Source organism: Dactylosporangium vinaceum (assembly GCF_019904175.1).
GTDB classification, from domain to species: domain Bacteria; phylum Actinomycetota; class Actinomycetes; order Mycobacteriales; family Micromonosporaceae; genus Dactylosporangium; species Dactylosporangium vinaceum.
Genome location: NZ_CP061913.1, coordinates 9,618,707 through 9,645,257, shown reverse-complemented (window position 1 = coordinate 9,645,257; position 26,551 = coordinate 9,618,707). Strand labels below are relative to the sequence as shown.

The window sequence follows — 26,551 nt, the reverse complement described above, 5'->3', positions numbered from 1 at the left end:
GCTTCCACGGGCGGATCAGGTGCTCCCGGGCTTCTAGTGTCGACTCCGGCTGCGATCCGACGCAATATGGAGGCCCAGGTGTCAAGCTACGGCGATGCTTACGGGGATCGATACAACCCGTACGGCAATCAGGGTGGCGGTGACCCGTACGGCAGCCGTGGCGGCGGCGACTGGGGCCCCGAGCCGGAGCGCCGGCCCGACGGCAGCGACTTCTCGAAGTACGGCGCCTATGACGGCGTGCCGGACGGCGAGGAGCCACCGGCGCGGCGCGGCGGCAACAAGATGCTGCTCGCGGCCGGCATCGGCATGATCGCCCTCATCGTCGTGGGCGCTGTCGCGTTCGGCGGCTCGATCCTGTTCTCGAAGTCCTCGAGCGCGTCACCGGACGCGAAGGACGTCGCCGCCGGGGCCACGACCAGCGCGGCCCCCAACGACCTGCTCGGCGGCGCCGCGTCGAGCGACCCCGCCGCGGCCCCGAGCGACCCGGCCGAGAACGCCACCACCTCGGCGGCGCCGACGACCAAGGCGCCGACCACGGCCGCCGCCCCGAAGACCACGCAGCCGACGAAGAAGCCGACGACCGGCGCGCCGGCCGGCGGGGGCAGCAACGTCGCGTACGAGAACCAGGTCCTGCAGATGGTGAACCAGGAGCGGGCCAAGGCCGGCTGCGGGCCGCTCACCTACAACGCGAAGCTGCGCACGGCCGCGTTCAAGCACTCGGCCGACATGGCGGCCAACGACTACTTCTCGCACGACTCCCAGGACGGCACCTCCTTCGCGGCCCGGATCTCGAACGAGGGATACCGCTGGTCGAACGCGGCGGAGAACATCGCCAAGGGTCAGAAGACGCCCGCGGACGTCATGAGCGCCTGGATGAACAGCGCCGGGCACCGGGCCAACATCCTCAACTGCAAGCTCAAGGACCTGGGCGTCGGCCTGGCCTATGAGGGCAAGACGCCGATCTGGACCCAGGACTTCGGGACCCAGATGTAGTCGCCGCCCCAGACATCGGCACCGACCGAAATGCCGATGTGGTCCGGATTCCCGCCGCGTAGCGTTGGGCGCCGTACACCGAAAGCGATGATCCCTGCCCAGCCCGGGTGGCGCGTTGCTCACTGACGTGCCAGACTCACCGCGATCAGTGCTGACGGTGCCCGCGCCGCTTACTCAGGTGAGACCTCCGCGGGTGCGTACCACCCGTTCCTGACGCAGTCAGTGGGCTGTGCTGTTACAGCAGGGGGTTCATCGTGTTCGCTGCTCACCAGCGGCGGCGGCTCGCGGCGTTAGCGGCCGCGGCGCTTCTCGGTCTCGGTCTGACGGTGGTGGGGGCCGCGCCGGCCGCGGCGGCCGGGGTGGGCTACGTCCGCCTCGCGCACCTGTCGCCCGACACCCCGCCGGTCGACGTCTACCTGAGCTCGGTCAACGGCGCCATCGCGCAGCAGAAGTTCGACGCGGTCGGCTACGGCACCGTCTCGAAGTACCTGCCGCTGCCGCCCGGCACCTATGCGGTCGCCATGCGCAAGGTGGGCGACCCGGCCTCGGCCGCGCCGGTGCTGAGCACCCAGGCGACGGTCGAGGAGGGCAAGGCCTACACGGTCGCCGGCACCGGCAAGTTCGCCGACCTGGGCCTGCGTGTGATCAGCGACGATCTCGGCCTGCCCTCGGGCGGCAAGGCGAAGGTGCGCGTCATCCAGGCGTCGGTGAAGCAGCCGGTCCTGAACGTGGCCATGGCGAGCGGCACGAAGATCGCCGACGGCGTGCAGTTCGCGACGACCACCGACTACCTGCCCTGCGACCCCGGCAAGTGGACGCTGCGGCTGTCGCCCCCGAGCGGTACCGCCGCCGTCACCACGGTGTCGGCTCCGCTCAAGGCCGGCGCGGTGTACTCGCTGATCGTCCTCGACGGTAAGAGCGGCCTGACCGCGGAGCTGCGCACGGATGCGGCCGGCGGTGGCGTCCCCGCGGGCGGTGTCGATACGGGCGGCGGCGGTACCGCGGCCCAGCCCGGCCTCAACCCCCTGATCCCGGTCGGCGGCGCGACGGTGCTGCTGCTCGCGGTGGCCGGCGGCCTGGTCTGGCGGCTCCGCCGGGCGCGCGCGGCGGCCTGATCGCCGTACCGTTCGAACCATGGGCACGACGGGCAGGGTGGTCAGGCACCGGGTGCTGCGACAGCGACTGCACCTGACCGCCACCCGGCGGCGGACGCTGATGCTCATCGGGTGCGTGCTGGCCCTGGCCGCACCGGTGATCGTCGGCGCCGCCGTCCTCGTCGGCCGGCGGGTCGACATCGACGCCGGCGACCCCACCTGGATTCAGCCGCACAGCATCGACCTGTCGGCGGTGAACGCGGCGCCGGACTCGCCACCGACCCGGCTGAAGATCGCGGCGCTGGGCGTCGACACCCCGCTCGAGACCCTGCAGATGGACGGCGCCGGGACTTTGCAGAGCCCGCGGGTGTACGGCGAGGCGGGCTGGTTCGCGGGCGGGACGTTCCCCGGTGACGCGGGCCCGGCGGTGCTGGCCGGGCACGTGGACTCGAAGACGGGTCCCGCGGTGTTCTTCCGCCTGCACGAGCTGAAGCCGGGCGACACGGTCGAGGTGCAGCGCGGCGACGGCTGGCTGACGTTCCGGGTGACGGCGAGCGAGCACTACGCCAAGGCCCAGTTTCCGAGCACGAAGGTCTACGGGCCCACGCCGGTGCCGGAGCTGCGGCTGATCACCTGTGGCGGCACCTTCGACCAGGCCCGGCACTCGTACCGGGACAACCTGGTCGTCTACGCCGTGTTGGCGTAGACGAGAGGAAGTTAGGGTCGGTGTGCCAGGTCGCCTCGCGGCGATAGGCGCGACACGGCTCCAGCCGAACGGTATTCCGTGAAGGCAGTGTGGTGAGGCCCGGGGACACACAGCACACCGACTCCCTGAACAGTAGCGCGCTCATCACGCATCGTCTCCTGTTCCCGGAATGCTCAACATCACAGGGGACACCCCTTTCACAGCAGCGCGGCGGCTCTCCAGATCGGCTCGGCCGGGCCCTCGATCAGGCCGAGCTCCTGGAAGTAGCCGGTGACGCGGCTGCCGGCCCACCGCAGCGTGGCCCGGAAGTGCGGATTGGCCCAGGCGACCCGGGCGGCCTGCGCCGGGTCCAGGCCCACCGCCGCGTACACCTGCGGGTTGATGAGGGTGTGGGTGACCGTGTACGCGGCGCGGGCGACGACGATCCGGCAGTACAGGCGGCGGGGTCTCGAACTGGCCGACACCTGCCGGGCGAGCTCCTCGCGGGCGAACCTGATGTGCCGGGCCTCCTCCACCACGTGTATCCGCGACACCATCCGCACCAGCGGCTGCAGGCTCTCGTCGGCCATTGCCTCCCGCTGGAGTGCGTCGAGGATCTCCTCGGCGACAAGCGCGGCGGCGAACGTCTGGATGCCCCCGGCCGTCGCCCCGAGGTATCGCCCGAGCGCCCGGTGGACCGCGGCCGGCTGATACGCGGGCGCGCCGAACGCGTCGATCATGCGGGCGAACATGATGCTGTGCCGGCACTCGTCGCCGATCTCGGTGAGCGCGTACTGGACGTGGCCGCTGCGCGGGTCCATGCCGGTGACGTGCCGCAGCAGCATGCGCATGAGCAGCACCTCGAACCAGATGCCGATGCTCGCGATGCTCGCCACCTCGTGCTTGGACAGCTCGATCCGCTGCTGCGGGGTGAGCGCGTCCCAGGTCGGGGTGCCGTAGAGCGACAGCCGCTCGGCGGGCGCATACATGAGCCCGGCCGGCTGGGGCGCCTGCCAGTCGATGTCGACCTCGGGGTCGTAGGAGTTGCCGGCGGAGATCTTCAGCAGGCGGGCGGCGGTGGCTTCGCGGTCGGCTTCACGCGCGGCGGCGGTGTTCGGCACGGCGGCCTCCTTGACGTTACCGGCCGGTAGTTGGTACTAGTCGGTACCATGCCCGAGGAATCGTCGCCCGTCAAGGCCACGCTCGTCGCCGACGGCCGCTCGTACGCCGTTGAGCTGGAGGTTTCCGGCCGGTCCGAGCCCGTCGACGGCCGCTTCCGCTGGAGCGCGCGGATGACGGCGGGCCCGGAGGTCACCGCGCTGCTGCGCTGCGGGCGCCGCGACGTCACGATCGGTGGCGTGCCGGCCCGGCTGGTCGAGCTCAACCCCTGGGGTGGCATCCGGGTGACCGGCTCCGGGCCACTTCCGAGCGCCGGTCTGCCGTAGGCGCCGGCGCGCGGCCCGGTCGACCCGGCCCGCGCGATCCACGCCATGCCCTGCGGTGTTGTAGGGACGGCATCGGGCGCCACGCGGTCCCTGGTCCCGGCGTCTGGCGGCGCGCTGGAGGTGGCGGGACGGGCGTGGCGCCCGGATTGCTCGTCTTGGTTCGTACCGGTGGGTACGGTGGCCGGCCCGTCGGCGGGGCGGGTGGTGCCGCGGTGGTCGCGCGGCGAGCCGGGCCGGGGTGGATCAGCGCCCGGCGAGCAGGCGGTTCACGGCGTTGTCGACGTCGAGGTGGTCCGTCTCGTGGCCGCGTGGGACGACGCTGTACGTCCGGCGCAGGAATCGCACCAGCACGCTGCGTGGCACCTCGAACAGCGCGTTGCCGTCCGGCGAGCTCAAGGCCAGCGCGACGAAGTCCCCGCGCGGCCCGTTCCACGGCCAGACCCGCACGTCGCCGATCCCGGCCGGCTCGTCGAGCCCCGTGAACAGCAACTCACGAGCGAACGACCAGCTCACCGGCTCGCCCCCGGCCGACTCGGCGTGGAAGAGGACGTGCACCGCGTATGGATCGTTCGGGTCGTAGCGCAGGCTGGCTCGCACCGGCAGCGCGGTCGCGTCGGGCGCGACGAGTCGTAGGGATGTCTCGACCTCGACGGTCGATGGTCGGATTGCGCTCATGTCGTACTCCCCCCGGCACCGCTTGCGGAGCATGCCGTGCCCCGCCTCTCTATGTTGAGGCGATTCCCAGTGTTACGCGTAGTGATTCTGCGATTCCACTCTGTAGTGTTTCTGGGCCCGATTTGCCGTCAACCGAACATCGTGCGAGCGATGTCTGGTTTTCGAGGCGCGGTCGGGGTCCATGACGTGACGGGTGGGCCGTACGTCAATTCATTCCGGTAACGTCCTGTGGTCCATGGGAGTGACGGGTGTTTGCGTGATGCGAACGAGAATTGCGCGGCAGTGAGGTGGACGGGGCGGGCGTTACGGATGATTCCGGACGCTTCCCCGCCCGCGCGGGTGACTTCCGGCGTGTCACAGTCGCGCGCGTTGCGGATGAACACCTGCGCCCTTCGCCCGGTGTCGACCCGGATGTAACGCGGTCGAGCGATTAGTCCGATTCGTCGGCGAATTCGCGGGCGGGTTGCCGCCGCGTGGACCATGGAACGGTGTCCGACCTGCAGCGCGACTCCGTGCCGGTGGCCGAAGGTCCAGCCCGCAGTCCTGCGCGCCCGCGCTGGCGGGCCGCTCTCTCCCGGCTGCGCGACAGGGCCCTGCGCCTGCGGGAACGGGCCTACGCCACCCCGCTCGGCCGCCTGGGCGTGAAGATCGTCGTCGCGGTGCTCGGCACGCTCGTCATTGCCATCGGTGTCGTGCTGCTGCCGCTGCCCGGGCCGGGCTGGCTCATCATCCTGGGCGGTCTGGCCCTGCTGGCGATGGAGTTCACCTGGGCCCGGCGGCTGCTGCACTTCACGCGGGCCCGGCTGGTGCGCTGGACCCGTCTGGTCCGCGAGGGCTCGTGGCTGGTGCGGATCGTCTCCGTCGGCGGCCTGCTCCTGGTAGTCGGTGGGGCGTTGCTGCTGTCGCTGCGGATCCTCGCCTGACTCCACATCTGCGATCTTCTGGATCGCACGGGTGAGTTCTCGCCATCCGGCCGGGGTGGCTTCCGCGGTGCTTGCGATCACGCCCTATTCGGCCGGTCGTCTTTACCGATCGTGTGCGTTTCGTGTTGTATGCGTTTCGTGACATGCCGATTTCCGAGCCGGGCGAGCGAAAGCGCTAAAGTGGGAGTAATCTCGCCCCAAGCCAAGGGCGTAGCATGTCGCTTGTATCTTGTTTGTGTCCGAATGATGCGGCCGGTGCGCGTAGTGCCGAGGTCCGGATCGGTTCAGTACACAACGGTTCTAGTACACCTGGGTACCACCGAGGAAAGGCCACTCATGGCAAAACGCGTCATCCACGAGCTGATCGATGACATCGACGGCAAGCCCGCCGCCGAGAGCATCGTCTTCGCGCTCGACGGCGTGCAGTACGAGATCGACCTGTCCGCAAGCAACGCGACGAAGCTGCGCGATGCGGTGGCCCCATTCGTCGCCGCCGCGACGAAGATCGGTCGCGGCGGTGTGGTCGCGACCTCGCGCGGCCGCGAGGCCCGGGGCCGCAGCGTGACCCGCGGCGATCGCGACCAGAACCGCGCGATCCGCGAGTGGGCACAGGGTAAGGGCATCGACGTGTCCGACCGCGGCCGCATCAAGCAGGAGATCGTCGACCGCTACCACGCCGAAGCGGGTCGCTGACCGCACGCCTCAATGGTGCGGCGTTCGATCGGTCACAGCGGGCCGGGTGCATTCACGCACCCGGCCCGCTTTGCATTCGCCGAGGCCGACCCCGGTATTCGGCGGCGGCATCCGAGCGCGACGGCCCGCGGAAAGCGACAGCAGACCTGGTCCAGAACCGCACATTGCCCAGCGATCCGGTGGTCTATGCGGCCGCGCCCCGGGCTTTGCGCCACCGCCGTCGTCGCACTGCCCGGACGCCACCTTGCCGCGGCCGTCATTCGCACCGAGTCGGCGTGGCGCGCATCGTGTCGCTTCCCCGCTTCGGCGGTCGCACACCCGGGCCACCCGCATTTTCCGCCACCCGAATGAGTTCGATGATCACCGGCAGCGCATCGGGAATAACACCGTGTGGCGACACTGATCGATTGCGAATGTCGCACGAAACACGAAGGCCGCCATCGCACAGGCGACAGCGGCCCTCTCGGCACTGGAGCGTCTTTGGCCGGAAGTGCAGAAACCGGCCGGCGCCGGCTCCTTCGAAGCGAGCCGCCGCCGCCCGGTCTGCAGTGGAATTACTGGGCGTTGGCCAGCTCGCGCTGGGCCACGCCGATCTCGATCTTTCGCGGCTTGGCCTGCTCGGCGACCGGAATGCTCAGCGTGAGCACACCCGCGTCATAGCTGGCCTCGAGCCGGTCGGTGTCGAGGCTGTCGCCGAGCACGAGCCGCCGCGTGACGGTGCCGGCCGGCCGCTCGGAAATGACCCGCCGGACGCCCTCGCGCTCGACCCGCGCCCGCTCGGCCCGCACGGTCAGCACGTTGCGGTCGACGGTCGCGTCGATGGAGGCCGGGTCGACACCGGGCAGGTCGATCTCGACAAAGAAGGTGTCTCCGTCACGGTAGGCGTCGAGCGGAGCGCTGACCCCGCGGCTACCGATGGCGGAGCCGAAAACCTGGTCGAACGCGGCCGAGGACCGGAACGGAACGGTGCGCAGCAACATGATGAGTGAGTCCCTCCAAGGTTGAGCGCGTGTCGCTCAAGTCTTACAACGGCGGGGATGCCCACCCTCTTCCGTCGCTGAACGTGACCTGAGTCACCTAGACTCAACTTTGGATGCCCTGCCAGGGGCCTCATGACGCAGGGGCCCGACCGCACGGCGGGGTGCGGCTCGTCGCTCAGGAAAGACGGCCCGGCGCGGGGCGTGCGACTCCGGGCACGGGGCCGGGAGAGTCAGAGCCAGCCTCTGGACTGGGCTACGCCCACGGCCTCGATGCGGTTGCGGGTGCCGGTCTTCGTGATCGCGGCCGACAGGTAGTTGCGGACAGTGCTTTCGGAGAGGTGCAGGCGCTTGGCGATGTCGGCCACCGTCGAGCCGTCGGCGGCCTCGCGCAGGACGTCGCGCTCGCGGTCGGTCAGGGGGTCGGGGCCGGCGGCCAGGGCGGCGGCGGCCAGGTCGGGGTCGACCACCCGTTCGCCGGAGAGGACCCGGCGGACCGCGTTGGCCAGCGACTCGACCGGGCCGTCCTTGACCAGGAAGCCGCTGGCGCCGGCCTCCATCGCGCGGCGCAGGTAGCCCGGGCGGCCGAAGGTCGTCAGGATCAGCACCCGGCACGACGGGAGGCGGCGGCGAAGTTCGGCGGTGGCGCTGATGCCGTCGCCGCCCGGCATTTCGATGTCCAGGAGCGCGACGTCGGGGCGCGTCTCCAGGGCGGCCGCGACGATGGCGTCGCCGCTGGAGACCTGGGCGACCACCTCCAGGTCGGTCTCCAGGTCCAGCAGGAGCGCCAGCGCGCCGCGCATCATGCCCTGGTCCTCGGCCAGCAGCACCCTGATCGTCATAATGGCAACCTTGCCGTCAGTGCCAGGCCCCCCTCGGGGCGGGGTGCGGTTTCCAGCGTGCCGCCGGCGGTGGCCAGGCGTTCGGTGAGGCCGCGCAGGCCGTTGCCCGGCGGCGGGGGCGAGGCGGCGGGGGAGAAGTCGCCGTCGTCCTGGACCCTGAGGATCGCGGTGCCGTCGGTCATGGCGAGGGAGATCTCGCAGTTGGCGGCGCCGCTATGACGGATCACGTTGGTCGTGGCCTCACGGACCACCCAGGCCAGGAGGCGGTCGGCGGCGTCGGGGAGCGGGTCGGCGGTGCGCAGGACGTCGGCGGTGATGCCCGCGGCGGTGAGGGAGCCCTTGGCCCGGGCCAGCTCGGCGGTCAGGCCCGTCTCGCGATAGCCGGTGACCGCCTCGCGGATCTCGACGAGCGCGTGGCGGCCCACCTGCTCGATGTCGGCGGCCTGGGCCGCGGCCGCGGCCGGGTCGCGCTCGGCGATGCGGCGCACCACCTCGGCCTTGACGACGATCACGGACAGGGTGTGGCCGAGCAGGTCGTGCAGGTCGCGGGAGAAGCGCAGGCGCTCCTCGGCGACGGCGGTGTCGGCCAGGGCCTGGCGGGTGGTGCGCAGCTCGGTGATGAGCCGGCCCATCTGCCGGACCGCGCCGCACAGCAGCGACGACAGGATCGTGCCGAGCATCACGCTGCCGGAGCGCCACCAGTCGGCGTGGACGGCGAAGGCGAGGGCGACCTGGATCAGCAGGCCGCCGAAGAACACGTAGACGGCGGCGACCGGGCGCTCGGCGCCGGCGTAGAGGGCCATGCCCGCGGCCGAGACGTAGAGCATCACGATCAGCCAGTGGTCGCCGTAGGCAAGCGTCAGGGCGATCCCGAGCGCCGCCACCGCACCGTAGAGCACGTGGTGGCGGCGCGTGAGGACCGGCGACTCGAAGCCCAGGGCGGCGGTGTACACGTACAGGCCCGCAAACGCGATGAGCCCGACGACAGCGACCGGCGACGTGACCCGGCTCAGCGGATCGATGAGCGGGAACAGCCACACCGCGACCCACACCATCCCGCCGATCGTGGGGCGCGGCCCGTGCTTCATGCGGCTCACCCTCTCACAGCACCGCGATGCGGCGGACGGACCGGCGGAACCCGTAGACGGCGAGGGCGGCGAACGCGACAAGCCACACCGCGAGGGTCGCCACGTCGGTGACGCTCGGCGCGCCCCCGAACGCGACCCGCCAGGACATGTCGGCGTAGGCGTGGGTGGGCAGCACCCGCCCGATCGTGGCCAGCCAGCCCGGCATGATGTCGAGCGGGAGCCACAGGCCGCCGACGATCGACATCCCCAGGTACACCAGCATGTTGAGCGGCTGCGCGGTCTGACTGGTGGCCAGGTAGCCCAGCGACAGCCCCAGCAGCGCGAACGGCAGCGCCCCGAGCCACAGCAGGGGCACCAGCGCCAGCCACTGCCCGGCACCCAGCCGCACACCGTTGATGAGCACCGCCGCCGCGCACAACAGCACCACCGGCAGCAGTGCGGCGGCCATCGCGGCCAGCCCCTTGCCGAACACCACCGCGACCGGCGGCACCGGGGTCAGCCGCAGCTGCCGCAGCCAGCCTATCGAGCGGTCGACGACCAGCCCGGCCGCGTAGTTGAGCAGCGCGCCGATCGCGCCGTAGCCGGCCATGGAGACCATCGTGTAGGTCGCCGCGGTGGCCTTGTCCTGGCCGGTGACGGTGCTGATGTTCGTGAAGACGAGGTAGCTCACGAGGGGCATGGCGACGGTGAAGATGAGCAGGCCGGGCGTGCGCATGAGGCGGCGCAGCTCGAGGCGGACGTAGGGCAGCATGTCAGGCCTCCACTCGGGTCAGGGCGAGGTACGCCTCTTCGAGACCGGCGCCGGCGACCTCGAGGTCGCGCAGGAGGCCGGCCTCGGCGAGGGCCAGGACTGTGGCGTCGGAGTCGGTGCTGGTCAGCACGGCGCGACCGCCCTGCTGCGCGAACGCGGCGACGCCGGGCAGTAGCGAATAATCGAAGTTCTGCAGCACGACGCTCACCGTGCGCACCGACACACGGCGCTTGACGGAGTCGGCCGTGCCGTCGGCGATGACCCGGCCGCGGTCGAGGACCAGGATGCGGTCGGCGTTGGCGTCGGCCTCCTCCAGGTAGTGGGTCGAGAACAGCACCGTGCGGCCCTGCCGGGCGTAGCGGCGGATCGCGGCCCAGAACTCCTGGCGGGCCTCGACGTCGAGGGCGGCCGTGGGCTCGTCGAGCACGAGCAGGTCGGGGCGGCCGATGAGGGCCATCGCGAAGCGCAGCCGCTGGCCCTGCCCGCCGGAGAGCTTCTCGACGGTCCGGTCGACCAGGTCGGTCAGGTCGGCGGTGGCGAGCGCCTCGGCGATGGGCATCGGGTCCGGGTACACGTCGTGGAGGAACCGCAGCAGATCGCCGACGGTGGACCGGGGGAGCAGCCCGCCGGCCTGGGGCATCGCGCCGACCCGGCCGGCCGCGCAGGCCGCGGCGGGGCTGCTGCCGAACAGCCGCACGGTGCCGGTGGCGGGCGGCAGCAGCCCGAGGAGCATCAGCAGGGTCGTCGACTTGCCGGCCCCGTTGGGCCCGAGCATGGCCACGACCTCGCCGGCCGCGACGGTGAGCGACACGTCCTCCACGGCCCGCACATTGCCATAGCGGTACGACAGTTTTTCGAGCTCGACGGCGTTCATGCTGTTCACGCTAGAGAAGTCGCGACGTGGGCAGCAGATTCGTCGATCCGGACTCGGCGGTGACAAAAGTACTATCGGAGCCCGCGCCACCACATGGCTGCGCCGGCCGAGGCGCTAGCGCGGTACGCGCCCGAGGCGCAGCAGGATCCGGTCCATTGTGGACGCCCCGGCCGGGGCCGCGATGGGCGCCGCGAACGCCTTCGTGGTCGCGGGGACGGCCTCGGCGATCGGCAGGGTCTCGACGAGCACGTCCTCCGGCAGCTCCCAGGTCAGCCCGAGCGTCTGCGCGACGTCCCAGCCGTGCACCACGTAGTCGATGGTGTGCGCGCCGAGGCCGCGCCAGGCGGGAATCGGCACCGGCGCGATCTCCGCCAGCTCGATGTCGGCCGACAGATCCGCCGCGGCGAACGCGGCGATCACCTCTTCGGCGGCCGCCGCATACGCGGCGGCCGGGTCGGCCGCGAGCGGCGGCGGGGTCCAGCGTGCGAGGGGCCACGACTCGCCGCGCGCGGCGGCGGCGAAGCCGAGGTGCTGGATGGTCATGTGGGCGAGCAGGTCGGCGAGGTTCCAGCCGGCGCAGGGGGTCGGGAGGGTCAGGTCGAGCGGGCCGTCGAGCAGCTTGACGCTGGCACGGACGGCGATCGCGTCCGCCGCGCGGTAGTCCGGAAAGGCCATGCGTTCATCCTGGCATGGCCGCCAGCAGCGCCGCCGGAGTGATCGGCAGGGAGCGCACGCGGACCCCTGTCGCGTGATGGACGGCGTTGGCCACCGCCGCGGCCGCGCCCACGATCCCGAGCTCGCCGATGCCCTTGGACCCCATCGGGTTGAGGTGCGGGTCGGCCTCGGGCAGGAAGGTCACGTCGATCCGCGGGATGTCGGCGTTGACGGCCACGTGATACGAGGCCAGGTCGTCCGTCACGAAGTCGCCCGTCCGCGCGTCGAGCACCGACTGCTCCAGCAGCGCCATCGACACGCCCATCGTCATCGCCCCGGCCAGCTGCGACTCGGCCGTCGTCGGGTTGATGATCCGCCCGGCCGCGAACACGCCGAGCATCCGGTCCAGCCGCACCTCGCCGGTGGCCGGGTCGACCCGCACGGCGCAGAACTGGGCGCCGAACGCGTGGCGGGCGTACTCGCCGCGGGCGGCCAGATCGGCGGTGGTGTCGGCGACCACGGCGACCCCCTCGGGCGGGCACTGGCCGTGGTGCTCCCGGCCGAGCCGCTCGCGCAGCAGCCGGCATGCCTTCGTCACCGCCCAGCCCCACGACGACGTGCCCATCGAGCCGCCGGCGATGGTGGCGAAGCCGATGTCGCTGTCGCCGACCCGGATCTGCACTGACGGCTCGTCGACGCCGAGCGCGTCGGCGGCGATCTGGCGCATCACCGTGCGGGCGCCGGTGCCGATGTCGGCCGCGTTGACCGCCACCTCGAAGTGGCCGTCGGCGGTGGCCCGCGCGGTCGCGGTCGACGGCCACGTGATCGCCGGGAACGACGACGCCGCCACACCGGTCCCGAGCAGCCAGCGCCCCTCGCGCCGGCTTCCCGGGTGCGGGTCGCGGCCGGCCCAGCCGAACCGGTCCGCGCCCGCGCGCAGGCACTCGACGAGGTGGCGGCTGCTGAAGGGCCGGCCCTCGGCGTCGCGGGCGGTGTCGTTGTCGATGCGCAGCTGTACCGGGTCCCAGCTCCCGGCCACCGCCAGCTCGTCGATCGCGGACTCCAGCGCGAACGATCCCGGGCACTCGCCGGGCGCCCGCATCCAGGTCGGCGGCGGCACGTCCAGCGCGACGACGCGGTGGCTGGTCGTCAGGTTCGCCGGCGGGTAGTGGACGCGGCTGACGGCCGTGCACTGCTCGGTGTACTCCGTCAGCCGTGACGTCTGCGTGACGGACTCGTGCGCCAGGGCCACCAGCCGCCCGTCCGCGTCCGCGCCGAGCCGGATCCGCTGGATGGTCGGCGTCCGGTACCCGCCCATCGTGAACAGCATCGAGCGTCCCAGGGCCAGGTGCACGGGCCGCCCCGCACACCGCGCGGCCATGGCGGCCAGCACCACGTTGGGCCGCGGCGCCCCCTTCGAGCCGAACCCGCCCCCGACGTGCTCGTTGTGCACCCGCACCAGCTGCGGCGGCAGCTCGAACAGCGCGGCCAGGGTGTCGCGGACTGACGACGACGCCTGGGTCGCGTCGAACACGGTCAGCTGCCCGCGCTCCCAGAACGCCGTGGTCGCGTGCGGCTCCATCGGGTTGTGGTGCTCGGCCGGGGTGCGGTACGTCGCGTCGACGCGCACCTCGGCCGCGGCGAACCCGGCGTCGAAGTCGCCGGTGTCGACCCGCCCCGGCAGGCCCGCGTTGACGATCTCCGGTTCGTGCAGCCCCGGGTGGTCGGCCCGCAGCACTGTGTCCGCGGCCATCGCGTCCGTGCGCACCGTCACCAGGTCGGCGCCCTCCTGGGCCCGCTCCAGCGTCGTGGCCACGACGAGCGCGATGACCTGCCCGTAGTACCACACCTCGGGCGACTGCAGGACCAGCAGATCCGGGTCGTCGCCGGGCTCCAGCCGCGGCGCGTTGCCGTGCCAGATGACGCAGACCACCCCGTCCACCGCGAGCGCGTCGGTGGTGTCCACAGTGGATATCCGACCGCGGGCGAACGCCGCCCGCACCGGCCAGGCGTAGGCGCTTCCGGGCAGCGGGTGGTCGTCGGCGTACCGCGCCTGCCCGGTCACCTTGGCCCGCGCCTCCAGCCGCGGCTCGGCCCGCCCGACGGCCTGCTCCGCGGCTTGGTCGCGGGCTTGGTCGCGGGCCTGGTCACGGTGCACAAAAGCGGTCACGGGGTCATCTCCCCCAGCAGCTCGACGGTCAGGTTTCGGATAAGCCGGATCTTGTACTCGTTGTCGCGCAGCGGCTTCGCGGACGCCAGTTCGGTCTCCGCGGCCCGCGCGTAGCTCTCCGGCACCGCCCGCGCCCCGCGCAGCGCCCGCTCCAGGGCCCAGGCCCGCCAGGGCAGATGGGCCACCGCACCCCAGGCGACCCGCACGTCGTGCACCCGCCCGTCGCGCACATCGAGCGCGGCCGCGATCGACCCGGCGGCGAACGCGTAGGACGCGCGGTCGCGCACCTTGCGATACCGCGAGCCGCCCGCCAGAGGGCACTCGGGCAGCACGACGGCGGTGATGAGCGACCCCGGCGGCAGGTTCGTGTCCCGGTCCGGCCGCTCCCCGGGCCGCCGGAACAGGTCGTGCACGCTGACCGCGGCCGGGCCGTGCGGGCCGATGTAGTGCACCGAGGCGTCCACCATGGACAGCGCCACGGCCAGGTCCGACGGGTTCGTCGCGATGCACTGCGGCGAGGCGCCCAGGATCGCGAGGTCGTGATGCTCGCCGTCGCGGGCGTCGCAGCCGCTGCCCGGCGCCCGCTTGTTGCACGCCTTGGTGAGGTCCTGGAAGTACCGGCAGCGGGTGCGCTGCAGGAGGTTGCCCCCGACCGTGGCCCGGTTGCGCAGCTGCCCGGACGCGCCCGCGAGCACGGCCTGGGCCACGGCCGGGTAGCGCGAGCGCACCCCGTCGTGCGTGGCCAGGTCGCTGTTCGACACCAGGGCCCCGATCCGCAGCCCGCCCCCGCCGATCGGCTCCACCTCGGCGTAGGGCAGGCCGCTCAGGTCGACGAGCCGGTCCGGGGTGGCCACGCCGAGCTTCATCAGGTCGACGAGGTTCGTCCCGCCGGCCAGGAACGCGGTGCCGGGGCGGACCATGGTGGCCAGCGCGCCCGCGGCGTCCGCGGCCCGCTCGTATTCGAACGGCCTCACGAGCTCGCCGCCACTTCGTAGACGGCCGCCGCGATGTGCGTGTAGGCGCCGCACCGGCAGATGTTCCCGCTCATCGCCTCCCGCACCGCGGCCGGCGAGGCGGTCTCCTCCGCCGTCAGCCCGACCGCCGAGCAGATCTGCCCGGGTGTGCAGAACCCGCACTGCAGCGCGTCGTGCTCGATGAACGCCTCCTGGATCGGGTGCAGCCCGTACCCCGCGCTGAGCCCCTCCACCGTCGTCACCGCCGCCCCGTGCGCCGAGCAGGCGAGCACCAGGCAGCTGACCACCCGCCGCCCGTCCAGCAGGACCGTGCAGGCCCCGCACTGGCCGTGGTCGCAGCCCTTCTTCGCGCCCGTCAGCCCGAGGTGCTCGCGCAGCGCGTCGAGCAGCGTCGTGCGGTTGTCCAGCCGCAGGTCCTGCTCGTGCCCGTTGACGTCAAGGGTCACGTCGCTCTCGGTTCGTCTCCTCGCCACGCGCCGCAGCTACCCGCCTTGACATGAACCATGCTTGAGGTCCGAGGGTGGTTTCATGCGTGTGATCGAGGTGGCCCGGTTCGGCGATCCCTCCGTTCTCGTCCTGACGTCCGCACCGGACCCCCGGCCCGGCCCGGGCCAGGTGCGGATCGCGGTGGCGGCGTCGGACACCCTGTGGCTGGAGACCATGGTGCGAGCCGGGCGCGGCGGGCAGTTCTTCCCGGTCGAGCCGCCGTATCGCCCGGGGGTGGGCGCGGCCGGCACGGTGACGGCCGTCGGGAGCGGCGTCGACCCCCAGTGGACCGGGCGGCGGGTCGTGGCCCGCACCGGCCACGCGGGCGGCGGTTACGCGACGGTCGCGCTGGCCGCCGAGGCGGCGCTGGTGGCCATCCCCGAGGGGGTGCCCGACCGCACCGCGGCGGCCGTCCTCCATGACGGTGTCACCGCGCTCGCGCTGCTCGACGTCGCGCCGATCGCGGCCGGCGACCGGGTCCTGATCACCGCGGCCGCCGGTGGCATGGGCGCCATCCTGGTGCAGCTCGCGACGGCCGCGGGGGCCACGGTGATCGCGGCCGCCCGCGGCGCGGCGAAGCTGGCCCGGCTGCGGGACCTGGGCGCGGCGGCGGTCGTGGACTACTCGGAGCCGGGCTGGACGGCCGGCCTCGACCCGGTGGACACGGTCCTGGACGGGGCCGGCGGCGACTACGGCCGGGCCGCGCTCACCCTGGTCCGGCCGGGCGGTCGGTTCTCCGGCCACGGCATGCCCGCCGGCGGCTTCACCGCGGGGACCCGGCCCGACGTGACCGCGACAGGCATCCAGGCGGTGCAGCTGCCGCCGGAGCGGCACCGCGCCTACCTGGCCCGGGCGCTGTCAATGGCCCTGCGGCCGCTGATCGGCCAGGTGTACCCGCTGTCGGAGGCCCCGGCGGCGCACCGCGGCATGGAGGAGCGCACCGCCGTCGGCAAGACGATCCTGGTGCCCTAGCAGTCGCAGCTGACCGCCCAGCGGGGTGCGGTCAGCTCGTCCGCCGGGCGCTGCTGCGGGCCGGTGGCGGTCGCGAACTCGAAGCCCTCGCGCACCCAGTACTCGAAGCCGCCAAGCATCTCGCGCACCCGGTAGCCCAGCTTCGCGAACTCCAGCGCGGCGCGGGTCGCGCCGTTGCAGCCCGGACCCCAGCAGTACGTCACCACGTCGGCGTCGGCGGGGATCAGCGTCCGGGCCTTCAGGGCGATCTCGGCGGTCGGGAGGTGGACCGCCCCCGGGATGTGGCCCTGGGCCCACGCCTGCGCCCCGCGGGAGTCGACGACCACGAGGCCGGAGCGGGCCGCGTGGACGTCGCTGACGTCGGTCTCGAAGGTCAGGCGGGTGGTGAAGTGCTCGATCGCAGTGGTCATAGGCAGAGCGTGCGGCACGGGAGGCCGGTGCCGGGAGTGGCGTGAACGCCGCCCTGCGCTAACATCGCGCCATGCACGCGGTCGCGGTCCTGGCGTACCCCGGGATGTCCCTGTTCGAGACGGGGATCGTCACCGAGATCTTCGGGCTGCCGCGGCCGGAGTTCGAGCGGGACTGGTACGAGCTGACGATCTGCGCTCCCACGCCGGGGCCGGTCCCGGTGATCGGGGGAGCGGTGCTGCAGCCCGCGGGCGGGCTGGCCGAGCTGGCCCGGGCGCAGACGGTGATCGTGCCCGGCGTCGCGAGCGTCCACGCCGATCCGCCCGCGGCGGTCCTGGAGGCGTTGCGGGCGGCGCACGACCGGGGCGCCCGCACCCTGTCGATCTGCTCGGGCGCGTTCGCCCTGGCCGCGGCCGGGCTTCTGGACGGGCGGCGGGCGACGACGCACTGGCGCTACGCCGACGTGTTCCGGGCCCGCTTTCCGCACCTCGACCTGGACCCGGACGTGCTGTACATCGCCGAGGAGGCCGAGCGGCCCGTCTGGACAAGCGCGGGCAGCGCGGCCGGGCTCGACCTGTGCCTGCACGTGGTGCGCAGCGACCACGGCGCCGCGATCGCCAACGCGGTGGCCCGCCGGCTCGTGGTCCAGCCGCACCGCGACGGCGGGCAGGCCCAGTTCATCGAGGCGCCGATGCCCGCCGATGCCGGCGACGACCGGATCGCGGCCAGCCTGGCCTGGGCCCTGGCGCACCTGCGGGAGCCGCTGACCGTGGCCGGCCTGGCCCGGCAGGCGCACATGGCCCCGCGGACCTACCTGCGGCACTTCACCCGGGCGACCGGGACGAGCCCGATCCGCTGGCTGCTGCGGCAGCGCATCCAGGCGAGCCTGGCGCTGCTGGAGACGACGGACACGACGATCGAGCAGGTCGCCGCCGCGGTCGGCTTCGACGCGCCCGTCACCTTCCGCCACCATTTCGCCAACGCGATGCGAACGTCCCCGTCGGCGTACCGCCAGGCCTTCCGCTCGAAGCGCTGACGCCGGGCGGCCGAGCGGTCGGGCGGAGTGCTAACGCTCCGCGAGGGGCCGGCCGTCCCAGCGCCAGCTGGTGCGGGTTGCGTGCCCGGGCAGCTCGGCGCGCCCGGTCGCCCACAGCAGCAGCCGCCACGGGTCCTCGTGCGCGGGCAGGCCGACGAAGAGCCGGTCCAGGACCGCCGTGACCAGGTCGGCCGGCGGGTTCCAGGGGCGCTCGACGGTATCCGCCACGTCCCAGGCGTGGACCAGGACCTCGACGACGCCCATGGCCGCGAAGCCTTCGGGGTCGCTCGTGCCGTCGGGGTGCCAGCCGCGGCGGCTCGCGGGTGCGGCGTCCACGACCCCGGCCAGCATCGCGCCGCACGCCTCGAGGCAGCGCAGCAGGCCCAGCGTGCCGCCGGAGTGCTCGACGAAGACGGTGTTGCTCGGCCCGCCCTCGCGCATGGGGCGCCAGGCGAACGGCAGGTACGCGTCCTGGGGGCTGTCCGGCGCGGCGATCTGCCCGGCGTAGGCGAACAGGTCGTCGGCCGTGTGCTCCATTGTCTCCCAGCACGTCCAGGAGAGCGTGCCGGCCGGGCGGTCCCAGCCGTCGTCGGGCACGTCGGCGAAGGCGGCCCGCACCAGGGCGACGGATCGCAGGACGTCGGCGCCGTTCATCGTCACGTGGACAGACTATAGAGCCGCCGGACGACCGCCTCGATGTCCGGCTCTTCGATCGTCAGGTCGTGGAGCTGGGCCGCGGTGGCGACGGCGGCCAGGATCGCCGCCACGGTCGTCGTGCCGGGCGCGAACGAGAGCCGCTGGCGCAGCCCGCCGGCCTCGACCCCGACGAGCCTCGTGCCGGCGACGAAGTCCAGCGGGGGCGCCGGCTCGGCCAGGTCCAGCACGAGTATCCGCTCCGCGCCGACCTGCCGGGCCAGGCCGTCGAGCGTCCCGTCGAAGGCCAGCCGCCCGTGGTCGACGACCAGGAGCCGGTCGGTGAGGCGCCGGACGTCGCCCATGTCGTGGGTGGCGAGCAGCAGGCTGGTGCCGGCGGCCCGCTGCTCGATGAGGAAGCTGCGCAGCCGCTCCTTGCTGAGCACGTCCAGCCCGATCGTCGGCTCGTCGAGGATCAGCAGCTCCGGCGCGTGCAGCAGGGCCGCCGCGACCTCACCGCGGATGCGCTGGCCGAGCGAGAGCTGGCGCACCGGCGTGTCCAGGAAGTCGCCCAGGTCGAGCCGCTCGGCCAGCTCGGCCAGCCGCGGCCGGAAGTCGAGCCGGTGGATCGCCCCGAGCGCCCGGTAGGAGTCGCGCAGGGGCAGGTCCCACCACAGCTGGCTGCGCTGCCCGAAGACCACCCCGATGCGCCGAGCCAGCCGGCGCCGCTGGCGCATCGGCTCCAGGCCGCAGGTGCGCACCGTGCCCGCCGTCGGCCGCAGGATGCCGGTCAGCATCTTGATGGTCGTGGACTTCCCGGCGCCGTTGGCCCCGATGTAGCCGACGGCGTCGCCGCGCTCGATGCCGAACGTCAGCCCGTCGACGGCCGCCACCCGGCCGAAGAGGCGGCGCAGCCCGCAGACCTCGATGATCATGATCCCGCCCCCGTGTAGTGCCGCAGCCCCGACCGCCAGCCCAGCAGCGCCACGCCCCAGAGCGCGGCCGCGGCCAGCGGCGCACACCAGCCGATCCACGACGGGAAGCCGGGCGGCGGTGGCAGGCGCAGCAGTGTCAGCGCCGGCAGGTAGGCCACGAACGCCGTCGGCACCACGAACGTGAACAGCACCCGCACCGGGTCCGGGTAGATCGTGGCCGGGAACTGCGACGCGTACTGTCCACCGTAGACGAACGACGAGGTGATGTCGGCCCCGTCGATGAGCCAGAACTGCACCGCCGCCGCGGCCGTGAACAACGCCGCGAAGATGGCCGCGCCGCACAGGATCGTGACGACGACGAGGACGATGTCGGCGGCCGTCCAGCGAATGCCGAGACGGGCCATGACGACCGCGGCGATGGCGATGCCGGCCGCGGTCCGCCCGAGCCGGCGCAGCGACAGTTCGGCGCTGATGAGCTGGGGGAGCACCGGCAGCGGCCGGAGCAGGAACGCGTCGAGCGTGCCGGTGCGCAGATAGCCGGGCAGCGCGTCGAGATGGCCGAAGACCAGGTCGGCCAGGCTCATCGAGATGTGCCCGAGGGCGAAGACGAGGATCGCCGCGCGGAAGGTCAGGCCGCCCAGTGCGGGGACGTTCGCGAACACGACGTACATCTCGCCGAGCCCGCTGACCGTCGCCCCGAGGCTCGCGAGCAGTTCGATCGCGAACGACCCGCGGTAGACGGTCTGGGCCCGCACGTGCAGGCGCGCCAATGTGGAGTACGGCCCGCTAACCACCCTGCACCACCAGCTTGCGCGCCCCGAGCGCGAAGACGCCCCACCCGAGACCGAGCAGAGCGACGAGCCAAAGGGCCTGCGTCAGTACCGTCGCAAACCCGCCCTTCCCGGTGAGCACGTCGATCGGCGCCTGCAGCAGCGAGGGGAACGGGGTGCAGGCGGCGACCACCGCGAGCCAGTGCGGAAACCAGCGCACCGGCACCACCAGTCCACAGAGGACACCCGACAGCACCAGGTACATCGTCATCGGCCCGCGCAGGTCCAGCAGCCAGAAGGCGGACAGGTTGACGAGCCACCGGCACGCGAACGACAGCGCGCTGGCGACGGCCACGCTGAGCGCGCCGAGCACGTACGGCCCCGCGGTGTGCGGCAGCGTGAGCCCGGTGATCAGCGCGCCCATGAGCAGCGGCGGCACGCACCGCGGCAGCAGCGAGTAGGCGGCCCGGCCCAGGTCGGCGGCCAGGTAGGCCAGCATCGGGTCGACCGGGCGGGCCAGGTCCACCGCGATGTCGCCGGAGCGGATCCGCTGGGCCAGCTCGGTCCAGCCGAACAGCTGGACCGGGCCGATCAGGGCCTGGCCGAGCCACACGTAGGTGGCGGTCGTGGCCACGTCGTAGCCCGCGAGCGCGCCGCCCGCGGTGCCGACGACGGCGATCATCACGGCCGAGCGGATCAGGCCGAACACACAGTTGGTGAAGGCGGCGCCGAGCGCGGCGGTGCGGTACGCGGACCAGCGGCGCAAGCCCAGCACGAAGAGGGTCGCGTACACCGGCGCGATTCTGTCAGCTCGCCAGCGGCATTTCGACCGAATTCGGGGCCGTCTCCCGCCAGTGGCGCAGCATCGGCGTCACCGGCCAGCCGAGTTCGCGCTCGCGATAGGCGGCGTCGGCGCAGCGCGCGGCCCAGCTGTTGCGGTTCTGGTGCTCGCCGCCGCTGAGCACCTCGTCGCGCAGCGCGAACAGGACGGCGGCCGCGTGCTCGAACGCCGGCACCTCCCGCTCGCGGTCGTCGAGGGCGGCCATCCAGTCCAGGTCCCGGCCCGCACAGGCGTCGCAGTCGCACGACCAGAGCCGGGGGTCGGGGTGCGACCGTTTGGCCCGCTGGATCGCGCTGATGCGACGGTACGACATGGTGGGTTTGAAGATCGTCGCCGGCGGGCGCGGCCCGCGCTGGTTGTTCATGGGGACGGACTCGCGGGGCGCGAGGTGCCGCAGCGCACCAGTGGTGCCGACCGCCGCCGCCACCGCGCCGTGACAGAGCGCACCGAGCGATGAAAGATCAGAGCGAAGCAGCAGCGTCGGTACTCCACACCCGAGCACTTCCAGCAGCCCGGCCACGGTTCCGGGCAGCCCGAACGGGTCGCCGCGGGCCTCCAGCACCAGCGCGATCGCCACCCCGGCGTCGCGGACGCGGTTGGTCAGGGTGGTCAGGTGCAGGCGGTCGCGCAGCCAGACCGGGTTGAGCGGCAGGACCGCGATGCCGTCGGGGATCGCCATCGTGCGGTGGAGGATGCTGACGAGTCCCGCCTCGTCGCCGCCGTCGACGTACCCGGAGTCGGTGAGCACCGGCAGCCCCAGCTCCCGCTGCCGCCGCAGCCAGCGCGGGTTGAACGGGGCGCTGGCCGGCAGCCGGTTCTGCCCCGCGTAGCGGGCCGCGTCGAGCAGGATCGGCGTCGTGAGCTGCGACCTGTCGCGCAGGTAGGCGGCGGTGGCGAGGGCGCCCCGTTCATCGTGGCGGTAGGGGGCGATCACCAGCCCGGCGCCGGGGCGCTCGGCGATCCGGGCGCAGCGCAGGGCCTGATTCGCGGTGCAGTACACGAACAGGCTGCGCGCACTGAGCATGGCTCGCCGGTCCCATCACAGTCGGTACATCGAGCGTAACCGATAGTGTGGAATTCACGAACGCTTATTCATCTCCCGCAGTCGACGCTGATCGTGGTGCTGGTGGAGGCCGTGCTCGGCTGCGTCACCGCGATCCGCACCTGGTGGTCGCCGCGGATGGGGCTCACGTTGGCCTGGGTCGTCTTGACGAACGTCGTGCTCGACGCCGTGTCCCGCACGGTCGAGGACTCATTGATGGTGTACCGCACCGGGAGCCCGGGCTGGCTGAGCGTCATCCGCACCGTGATCCGGGTGATCATCGACCCGCGGCAGCTGGGGAACTCGTCCGGGTCGGCGCTCACGGTCACCGACACCACCCGCGGCGGCCCCGGCGTCGTCGGCGCCGCGGAGGTGGGCCGGGCCGGGCTCGAGCTGCGCACGGCCGACGGCTGGGTCGAGGCCGTGCTGCGCACCGCGGTCGCGGCCGGCCCGATCGTGGTCGCCGGGTCCTCGGGCACCACCGGCTGCGGCGTGTTGCGGGCCGCCGTCGGGCGCGGACGCGGGTCGTCCCCGGTGGTCAGGGCGGCCAGGGCGGTGCCGACCGACAGCACGATGACAAGCGCCGCGCCGGCCAGGAACCAGGCCATACTCCGTGAAAGGCCTTCCGGCGGCGGTGCCGGAAATCCGTCGGGTTCCCCCGCTAACCCGGCCTCCTCTGAGCCGGGTTCGCTCATTGGTTTCCTGGGAACGACGGCCGCGGCTTCTTGGTCGTCGGGAACGGGCCCGGCTTCGTGGTCTGCGTGGCCGGCGGCTTGACCGTGTTGGTCGCCCCCGGCTTGGTGGTCGGGGTCGAGCCGGGCTTGGTCGTCGTCGCCTGGCCGCCCGGGATCTCGGTGTTCGTGAGCTGTGGCCACGACTGGGTCGCGGTGACCTGCGGGTCGTCGGTCGGCACCGGCGTGCCGGACGAGCTCACCGCCGACGTCTCCGGGTTGGCCGCCGCGGGCGTGGTGTCGGGCGTGCTCGCGGTGGTGCTCAGCGCGGCCACGACGATCCCGATGATCAGCAGCAGGGCCAGGCCGCCGCCGGCCACCAGAAACTTGGTGTTGCGGTCCATCGGGCCGCCCGGGACGTCGTCGTCCTCGGGCCGTGGTGGCAGTTTGATCTCACCCGTGTACTCACCGTAAATGAACCGTGGCAGGCCGTCGCGCGTGACGTCGTCGTCGGTCATTCGACCACCCTCCAGCAGCTCACGGTCACGCACGTTAGACGTGGCGTACCCGGCGTTGCGTTGCTGTCCGCCGTCCGTCGCTCCTTCGGCACTGGGGCATCCTAGCGAACGCGAGAGCTTTTTTAAGGTCCAGGTGCACCGGCCCGGGGGCCGCGCGGGCGTCCCTGCTATCTCGAGCAGTTGTTCGTGAAGGTCAGCGAGTCAGTGGTGGTGCCCGGGCTGGTGACGCTCAGGGTCATCGGGAACGAGTACCGGCGGCCGCTGTCGACCCGCATGCGGTAGGTCTCGGTGTAGGTCCCGCCGGTCGCGGTCACCGTCTTGGCCGCCTTGCCGGTGGTCGCGTAGGTGACCTGGGTGCCGGGCTGGTTCGTGGCGATCGTCACGCTTACCTCGACGTCGATCCCGTTGCCGGTGCAGGGGCCGCTGTACGTCACCGGGTTCAGCCCGATCTTGGCCGAGGTGACAGCCGGCGACTTCGGCGGAGTAGGGCTGGCCGGCTTCGTGGTCTTCGGGGCCTTTGTCGTGGGCCGGGCGGTGGACGGGGCGGCACTGGGTGACGGCTGGTCGTCGGAGGGTGACGGGCTGGGTTCGGTGCCGGCCCCGGCGAGGAGCGCGTCGTCGCTCGGCGATGCGACGGCGCCCTGGGCCGCCTGGTTGGCGTCGTCGGTGGTGCCGCCGCCGTGGCCGAGGAAGCCCACCAGGATCAGGAAGGCGAGCACGCCGGCGCCGATGAGCGCGGCCACCTTGATCTCGGACTTCATCTGCATGCGCTGCGGCCCGGCCGGTGTCGCGGGCTTCGCCGCCCGCAGCTCGCCGGTGGTCTCGGCCGGGGTGGAAAGGGGGACCACGGGGTGCTCTTTGGTGGCCTCGTCGACGGCGGGCTGCTCCTGGGTCTCGGCCGCGGCCGTGGCCTCCGCGGTGGCCGCCGCTGTGGTGGCTGCCGCCTCGGCGGGCTCCTCCCACCAGGGCTCCTCCTCCGGCGGCGGCTCGACGCCGGCGGCGATCGACAGGGCCCGGCGGACGGCGTGGGCGTTCGGGCGCTCGGCGGGGTCGTCGGCGGTCAGTGCGGCCACGAGGTCGGGAGCGGCCGCCGGGGAGGCGACGGCCAGGGTGGCGCCGAGGGAGTACAGGTCGCCCTCCGGGCCGCCGTCGCCGGTGCCGCGGCGCTCGGGCGCGACGAACACCGGGTCGCTCAGCGGCAGCCTGGGGTCGAGCATCGCGGCCACGGCGAAGTCGGTGAGCAGCGCCGAGCCGTCGGGCAGGAGCAGGACGTTGGCGGGCTTGACGTCACCGTGCGTGATGCCGGCCGCGTGGGCCGCCTCCAGCGCGTCGAGCAGGACCAGGCCGAGCCGCGCGCCCTCGGCCGCGGGCAGGGGACCGTCGGTGGCGACCCGCTCGCCGAGCGAGCGGCCATCGACGAGGTCCATGACGATCCACGGTCCTTCGTCAGTCGTGACGACCTCGTGGACCTTGACGATCGCCGGGTGCTCCACGCGCCCGGCGGCCCGCGCCTCGCGGTTGACGCGCTCGCGCTCCACGGTGGTCATGAGCTCCGGGAGGCGTACCTCCTTGATCGCCACCATCTGCTGTTGCCGCAGGTCACGGGCTCGCCACACGATGCCCATGCCGCCCGCGCCGATCGCGTAGTCCAATCGGTAGCGGTCCACCAGCGTCTTCAAGATCAGTTCCCGCCCAAGCTCGAGTTCAAGGACATCTCAACACGGCCGCGCCCGGTGTGGAGGTCGGGCAATCGGTCGGTTCACTCTGTCGTATAGGTCCCCGTGAGTCGAACTTCCTCGATGTCAAGTTTCCCCTGCAACTGTCGCAGCACGACGTCGTCGATCCGGCGCTCGTCCCGGAGCCGCACGATCGTCGCCCGTTTGTGCGCGAGCAGCTCGAGCTTCAGCATTGTGTACTGCTCGTGCTCGGTCTGCTCCGCCCGGTCACCGTCGTCGTCGTCTCCCGTGTGCAGGTCCGACAGGTGCCGCTCGTACTCCTTCCGCAGCCGGGCCACCACCAGGTCGTCCACCCCGAGCCGGGCGCCGACGCCCGGGAGTGCGTCCAGGGCCTCCTGCGACGCGGTGGTCTGGGCCAGGAGCAGCTCCTGCCGCGGCCCGTCGTCGTCGGGGAGCCGGGCCCACCGTACGACGGCGGGCATGAAAAGTCCGAGTCCGAGCGTCACCACGATCACGCCCGAGGTCACGAAGACGATCAGGTCCCGCTCGGCGACCGCGGAGGGTACGGCCAGGGCTGCGGCGAGTGACACGGCGCCCCGGAAACCGGCTATCGCGCTGATCGTCCGGGCCCGCGCCCCGACCCTCAGCAGCCGCTGGGCGGGGCGGCGGTCGAGGGCGCGGATGAGGTACGGGGTGGTGAAGCTCCAGGCGAACCGCACGCCGACCACGGTGGCGGCCACGGCCGCGAGGACCGCCGCGCTGTGCGGGAGCGTGCCGTCGTGCAGCCCGCGGACCGAGTCGGGCAGCTGCATCCCGATGAGCACGAACAGCGCCCCGTTGAGCACGAACGTCGTGAGCGGCCAGAACGCGAACGCCTGGGTGCGGGTCCGGGCGCTGATGGTGCGGGGGCCGTACTGGCTGATCACCAGCCCGCAGGCGACCACCGCCAGCACCCCGGACGCGTGCACGACCTCGGCCAGCAGGAACGCCAGGAACGGGGTGAGCAGGCTGACGGTGTTGGCCAGCAGCGGCTCGTCGCCGATGAGCCGGCGGGCGGTGAGCGCGAGCCAGGCCGCGGCGAGCCCGGCCAGCACCCCACCCGCGTACGCGAGCGCGAACAGCCCGCCGATCTTCGCCGTCGTGAGCTCGTCGCCGTCGATCGTGACGGCCATCGCCAGCCCGAAGATCGCCAGCGCCGTGCCGTCGTTGACCAGGCTCTCCGCCCGCAGCACCGTTGTCGTGCGGCGCGGCAGCCCCCGGGCCAGCACGCTCACGGCCGTCGCGTCGGTGGGCGCGACGGCCGCTCCGAGCACCCAGGCCGGGCCCCAGGCGACGCCGAGCAGGTGCGCGACGTAGGCGACGCCGCCCGCCGTCGCCACCACCAGCGCCGTGGACAGCAGGCCGATCACCCGGATGTTGGTGCGGATCTCCCGCAGCGACGTGGTGAGGCTCTCCCAGTAGAGCAGTGCCGGCAGGAACAGCAGCAGTACCGCCTCGGGTGGCAGCCGGACCGCGGAGAGCGCGGGAGCCAGGCCGAGCGCGGTCCCGATGACCAGCAGCAGCACCGGTGGCGGGATCCGGACGCGCCGCGCGACGATCCCGGCCACCACCAGCGCCGCACCGAGTGCCACGACTACTTCCAGTGCGCCCACGCCGGACATTGTTCAACGCCGCCGGCGGTTTCGCCTCCCGGTGCCGGCCGCCTGGGGGTGTGGGTGCGCGCTT

General features: G+C 72.7%; 29 protein-coding genes. 8 read left to right on the top strand and 21 right to left on the bottom strand.

All coding sequences use genetic code 11. The annotated features are described in order from the left end of the window. The first annotated feature begins 78 nt into the window (after nt 1-78). The 3 genes from Dvina_RS43120 (at nt 79) to Dvina_RS43110 (ending at nt 2,793) form a co-directional block, all read left to right on the top strand. A complete protein-coding gene (locus tag Dvina_RS43120; protein ID WP_223096480.1) occupies nt 79-993 on the top strand; it encodes a CAP domain-containing protein in 915 nt (304 codons plus the stop codon). 254 nt (nt 994-1,247) lie between these two features. After that, entirely contained in the window at nt 1,248-2,108 is an 861-nt protein-coding gene (locus Dvina_RS43115) for a DUF4397 domain-containing protein (protein ID WP_223096478.1), read from the top strand. Nucleotides 2,109-2,127: 19 nt separating this feature from the next. Next, a complete protein-coding gene (locus Dvina_RS43110) occupies nt 2,128-2,793 on the top strand; it encodes a class F sortase (protein WP_246655695.1) in 666 nt (221 codons plus the stop codon). Nucleotides 2,794-2,990: 197 nt separating this feature from the next. On the opposite strand, the gene Dvina_RS43105 is transcribed toward Dvina_RS43110, so the two are convergent. Continuing rightward, nucleotides 2,991-3,893 carry an AurF N-oxygenase family protein gene (locus Dvina_RS43105; RefSeq protein ID WP_223096476.1) on the bottom strand — a complete coding sequence of 301 codons (903 nt, stop codon included), beginning with the start codon at nt 3,891-3,893 and terminating at the stop codon, nt 2,991-2,993. Nucleotides 3,894-3,941: 48 nt separating this feature from the next. Between Dvina_RS43105 and Dvina_RS43100 the strand changes: the two genes are divergently transcribed. Further along, nucleotides 3,942-4,217, top strand: coding sequence for a DUF4873 domain-containing protein (locus tag Dvina_RS43100; RefSeq protein WP_223096474.1), 276 nt, complete (start codon nt 3,942-3,944; stop codon nt 4,215-4,217). A gap of 243 nt (nt 4,218-4,460) precedes the next feature. Here Dvina_RS43100 and Dvina_RS43095 read toward each other — a convergent pair whose 3' ends face one another. Continuing rightward, entirely contained in the window at nt 4,461-4,892 is a 432-nt protein-coding gene (locus Dvina_RS43095; protein ID WP_033356715.1) for an SsgA family sporulation/cell division regulator, read from the bottom strand. A 488-nt stretch (nt 4,893-5,380) separates the two neighbouring features. Between Dvina_RS43095 and Dvina_RS43090 the strand changes: the two genes are divergently transcribed. Then, nucleotides 5,381-5,815, top strand: a complete 435-nt coding sequence (locus tag Dvina_RS43090; protein ID WP_246655694.1) for a TIGR02611 family protein — start codon at nt 5,381-5,383, stop codon at nt 5,813-5,815. Nucleotides 5,816-6,151: 336 nt separating this feature from the next. Continuing rightward, entirely contained in the window at nt 6,152-6,508 is a 357-nt protein-coding gene (locus Dvina_RS43085; RefSeq protein ID WP_223096470.1) for a histone-like nucleoid-structuring protein Lsr2, read from the top strand. A 554-nt stretch (nt 6,509-7,062) separates the two neighbouring features. Here the strand turns inward: Dvina_RS43085 and Dvina_RS43080 are convergent. The 9 genes from Dvina_RS43080 to Dvina_RS43040 form a co-directional block, all read right to left on the bottom strand. Continuing rightward, nucleotides 7,063-7,488 carry an Hsp20/alpha crystallin family protein gene (locus tag Dvina_RS43080; RefSeq protein WP_223096469.1) on the bottom strand — a complete coding sequence of 142 codons (426 nt, stop codon included), beginning with the start codon at nt 7,486-7,488 and terminating at the stop codon, nt 7,063-7,065. A gap of 230 nt (nt 7,489-7,718) precedes the next feature. Then, nucleotides 7,719-8,327 (bottom strand): response regulator transcription factor, encoded by a 609-nt coding sequence (locus Dvina_RS43075; protein WP_223096467.1) that lies wholly within the window; start codon nt 8,325-8,327, stop codon nt 7,719-7,721. Beyond that, on the bottom strand, nt 8,324-9,415 hold the full coding sequence (locus Dvina_RS43070) for a sensor histidine kinase (protein WP_223096465.1): 1,092 nt from the start codon (nt 9,413-9,415) through the stop codon (nt 8,324-8,326). Before Dvina_RS43070 ends, Dvina_RS43075 begins: the two co-directional genes overlap by 4 nt. Nucleotides 9,416-9,428: 13 nt before the next feature. Then, a complete protein-coding gene (locus tag Dvina_RS43065) occupies nt 9,429-10,166 on the bottom strand; it encodes an ABC transporter permease (protein ID WP_223096463.1) in 738 nt (245 codons plus the stop codon). A 1-nt stretch (nt 10,167) separates the two neighbouring features. Continuing rightward, the gene (locus Dvina_RS43060; protein ID WP_223096452.1) at nt 10,168-11,040 is read right to left on the bottom strand and encodes an ABC transporter ATP-binding protein; all 873 of its coding nucleotides are present in this window, start codon (nt 11,038-11,040) and stop codon (nt 10,168-10,170) included. Between the two features lie 114 nt (nt 11,041-11,154). Continuing rightward, on the bottom strand, nt 11,155-11,715 hold the full coding sequence (locus tag Dvina_RS43055) for a TIGR03086 family metal-binding protein (protein ID WP_223096450.1): 561 nt from the start codon (nt 11,713-11,715) through the stop codon (nt 11,155-11,157). Nucleotides 11,716-11,719: 4 nt separating this feature from the next. After that, complete coding sequence (locus Dvina_RS43050; RefSeq protein ID WP_246655693.1) at nt 11,720-13,864, bottom strand: xanthine dehydrogenase family protein molybdopterin-binding subunit; 2,145 nt, start codon at nt 13,862-13,864, stop codon at nt 11,720-11,722. Beyond that, a complete protein-coding gene (locus tag Dvina_RS43045; RefSeq protein WP_223096448.1) occupies nt 13,861-14,838 on the bottom strand; it encodes an FAD binding domain-containing protein in 978 nt (325 codons plus the stop codon). The genes Dvina_RS43050 and Dvina_RS43045 overlap by 4 nt, the downstream gene beginning before the upstream one ends. Further along, nucleotides 14,835-15,311, bottom strand: coding sequence for a (2Fe-2S)-binding protein (locus Dvina_RS43040; protein ID WP_246655692.1), 477 nt, complete (start codon nt 15,309-15,311; stop codon nt 14,835-14,837). Before Dvina_RS43040 ends, Dvina_RS43045 begins: the two co-directional genes overlap by 4 nt. A 55-nt stretch (nt 15,312-15,366) precedes the next feature. Here Dvina_RS43040 and Dvina_RS43035 point away from each other — a divergent pair, with 55 nt between their 5' ends. Then, nucleotides 15,367-16,296, top strand: coding sequence for a zinc-binding dehydrogenase (locus Dvina_RS43035; protein ID WP_223096446.1), 930 nt, complete (start codon nt 15,367-15,369; stop codon nt 16,294-16,296). Here Dvina_RS43035 and Dvina_RS43030 read toward each other — a convergent pair. Continuing rightward, nucleotides 16,293-16,706: a rhodanese-like domain-containing protein gene (locus Dvina_RS43030; RefSeq protein ID WP_223096444.1), complete on the bottom strand. Its 414-nt coding sequence runs from the start codon at nt 16,704-16,706 to the stop codon at nt 16,293-16,295. The two genes, Dvina_RS43035 and Dvina_RS43030, sit on opposite strands and share 4 nt — an antisense overlap. A gap of 71 nt (nt 16,707-16,777) precedes the next feature. Between Dvina_RS43030 and Dvina_RS43025 the strand changes: the two genes are divergently transcribed. Next, nucleotides 16,778-17,740 carry a helix-turn-helix domain-containing protein gene (locus Dvina_RS43025; RefSeq protein ID WP_223096442.1) on the top strand — a complete coding sequence of 321 codons (963 nt, stop codon included), beginning with the start codon at nt 16,778-16,780 and terminating at the stop codon, nt 17,738-17,740. 30 nt (nt 17,741-17,770) lie between these two features. On the opposite strand, the gene Dvina_RS43020 is transcribed toward Dvina_RS43025, so the two are convergent. From Dvina_RS43020 to Dvina_RS42980, 9 genes are all read right to left on the bottom strand, one after another. Further along, entirely contained in the window at nt 17,771-18,394 is a 624-nt protein-coding gene (locus Dvina_RS43020; protein WP_343217200.1) for a maleylpyruvate isomerase N-terminal domain-containing protein, read from the bottom strand. Between the two features lie 2 nt (nt 18,395-18,396). Beyond that, the gene (locus Dvina_RS43015; protein WP_223096437.1) at nt 18,397-19,308 is read right to left on the bottom strand and encodes an ABC transporter ATP-binding protein; all 912 of its coding nucleotides are present in this window, start codon (nt 19,306-19,308) and stop codon (nt 18,397-18,399) included. Further along, nucleotides 19,305-20,102 carry an ABC transporter permease gene (locus Dvina_RS43010; RefSeq protein WP_223096435.1) on the bottom strand — a complete coding sequence of 266 codons (798 nt, stop codon included), beginning with the start codon at nt 20,100-20,102 and terminating at the stop codon, nt 19,305-19,307. The genes Dvina_RS43015 and Dvina_RS43010 overlap by 4 nt, the downstream gene beginning before the upstream one ends. After that, nucleotides 20,095-20,871, bottom strand: a complete 777-nt coding sequence (locus Dvina_RS43005) for an ABC transporter permease (RefSeq protein ID WP_223096433.1) — start codon at nt 20,869-20,871, stop codon at nt 20,095-20,097. Before Dvina_RS43005 ends, Dvina_RS43010 begins: the two co-directional genes overlap by 8 nt. 13 nt (nt 20,872-20,884) lie before the next feature. Next, nucleotides 20,885-21,943, bottom strand: coding sequence for a hypothetical protein (locus tag Dvina_RS43000; protein WP_223096430.1), 1,059 nt, complete (start codon nt 21,941-21,943; stop codon nt 20,885-20,887). A gap of 68 nt (nt 21,944-22,011) precedes the next feature. Continuing rightward, nucleotides 22,012-22,569 carry a hypothetical protein gene (locus Dvina_RS42995; protein ID WP_223096428.1) on the bottom strand — a complete coding sequence of 186 codons (558 nt, stop codon included), beginning with the start codon at nt 22,567-22,569 and terminating at the stop codon, nt 22,012-22,014. 83 nt (nt 22,570-22,652) lie between these two features. Beyond that, entirely contained in the window at nt 22,653-23,150 is a 498-nt protein-coding gene (locus Dvina_RS42990; RefSeq protein WP_223096426.1) for a hypothetical protein, read from the bottom strand. A 167-nt stretch (nt 23,151-23,317) separates the two neighbouring features. Further along, nucleotides 23,318-24,829 (bottom strand): protein kinase domain-containing protein, encoded by a 1,512-nt coding sequence (locus tag Dvina_RS42985; RefSeq protein ID WP_223096424.1) that lies wholly within the window; start codon nt 24,827-24,829, stop codon nt 23,318-23,320. An 80-nt stretch (nt 24,830-24,909) separates the two neighbouring features. Beyond that, complete coding sequence (locus Dvina_RS42980) at nt 24,910-26,478, bottom strand: Na+/H+ antiporter (protein WP_380030318.1); 1,569 nt, start codon at nt 26,476-26,478, stop codon at nt 24,910-24,912. Between the last annotated feature and the right edge of the window lie 73 nt (nt 26,479-26,551).

What these genes read in the sequence shown, in the direction of transcription:
- Dvina_RS43110 (WP_246655695.1), top strand. Translation starts at nt 2,128, where the DNA reads ATGGGCACGACGGGCAGGGTGGTCAGGCACCGGGTGCTGCGACAGCGA.
- Dvina_RS43100 (WP_223096474.1), top strand. Translation starts at nt 3,942, where the DNA reads ATGCCCGAGGAATCGTCGCCCGTCAAGGCCACGCTCGTCGCCGACGGC.
- Dvina_RS43095 (WP_033356715.1), bottom strand. Translation starts at nt 4,892, where the DNA reads ATGAGCGCAATCCGACCATCGACCGTCGAGGTCGAGACATCCCTACGA.
- Dvina_RS43085 (WP_223096470.1), top strand. Translation starts at nt 6,152, where the DNA reads ATGGCAAAACGCGTCATCCACGAGCTGATCGATGACATCGACGGCAAG.
- Dvina_RS43080 (WP_223096469.1), bottom strand. Translation starts at nt 7,488, where the DNA reads ATGTTGCTGCGCACCGTTCCGTTCCGGTCCTCGGCCGCGTTCGACCAG.
- Dvina_RS43075 (WP_223096467.1), bottom strand. Translation starts at nt 8,327, where the DNA reads ATGACGATCAGGGTGCTGCTGGCCGAGGACCAGGGCATGATGCGCGGC.
- Dvina_RS43070 (WP_223096465.1), bottom strand. Translation starts at nt 9,415, where the DNA reads ATGAAGCACGGGCCGCGCCCCACGATCGGCGGGATGGTGTGGGTCGCG.
- Dvina_RS43065 (WP_223096463.1), bottom strand. Translation starts at nt 10,166, where the DNA reads ATGCTGCCCTACGTCCGCCTCGAGCTGCGCCGCCTCATGCGCACGCCC.
- Dvina_RS43060 (WP_223096452.1), bottom strand. Translation starts at nt 11,040, where the DNA reads ATGAACGCCGTCGAGCTCGAAAAACTGTCGTACCGCTATGGCAATGTG.
- Dvina_RS43055 (WP_223096450.1), bottom strand. Translation starts at nt 11,715, where the DNA reads ATGGCCTTTCCGGACTACCGCGCGGCGGACGCGATCGCCGTCCGTGCC.
- Dvina_RS43035 (WP_223096446.1), top strand. Translation starts at nt 15,367, where the DNA reads ATGCGTGTGATCGAGGTGGCCCGGTTCGGCGATCCCTCCGTTCTCGTC.
- Dvina_RS43030 (WP_223096444.1), bottom strand. Translation starts at nt 16,706, where the DNA reads ATGACCACTGCGATCGAGCACTTCACCACCCGCCTGACCTTCGAGACC.
- Dvina_RS43025 (WP_223096442.1), top strand. Translation starts at nt 16,778, where the DNA reads ATGCACGCGGTCGCGGTCCTGGCGTACCCCGGGATGTCCCTGTTCGAG.
- Dvina_RS43020 (WP_343217200.1), bottom strand. Translation starts at nt 18,394, where the DNA reads ATGAACGGCGCCGACGTCCTGCGATCCGTCGCCCTGGTGCGGGCCGCC.
- Dvina_RS43015 (WP_223096437.1), bottom strand. Translation starts at nt 19,308, where the DNA reads ATGATCATCGAGGTCTGCGGGCTGCGCCGCCTCTTCGGCCGGGTGGCG.
- Dvina_RS43000 (WP_223096430.1), bottom strand. Translation starts at nt 21,943, where the DNA reads ATGCTCAGTGCGCGCAGCCTGTTCGTGTACTGCACCGCGAATCAGGCC.
- Dvina_RS42995 (WP_223096428.1), bottom strand. Translation starts at nt 22,569, where the DNA reads ATGGCCTGGTTCCTGGCCGGCGCGGCGCTTGTCATCGTGCTGTCGGTC.
- Dvina_RS42990 (WP_223096426.1), bottom strand. Translation starts at nt 23,150, where the DNA reads ATGACCGACGACGACGTCACGCGCGACGGCCTGCCACGGTTCATTTAC.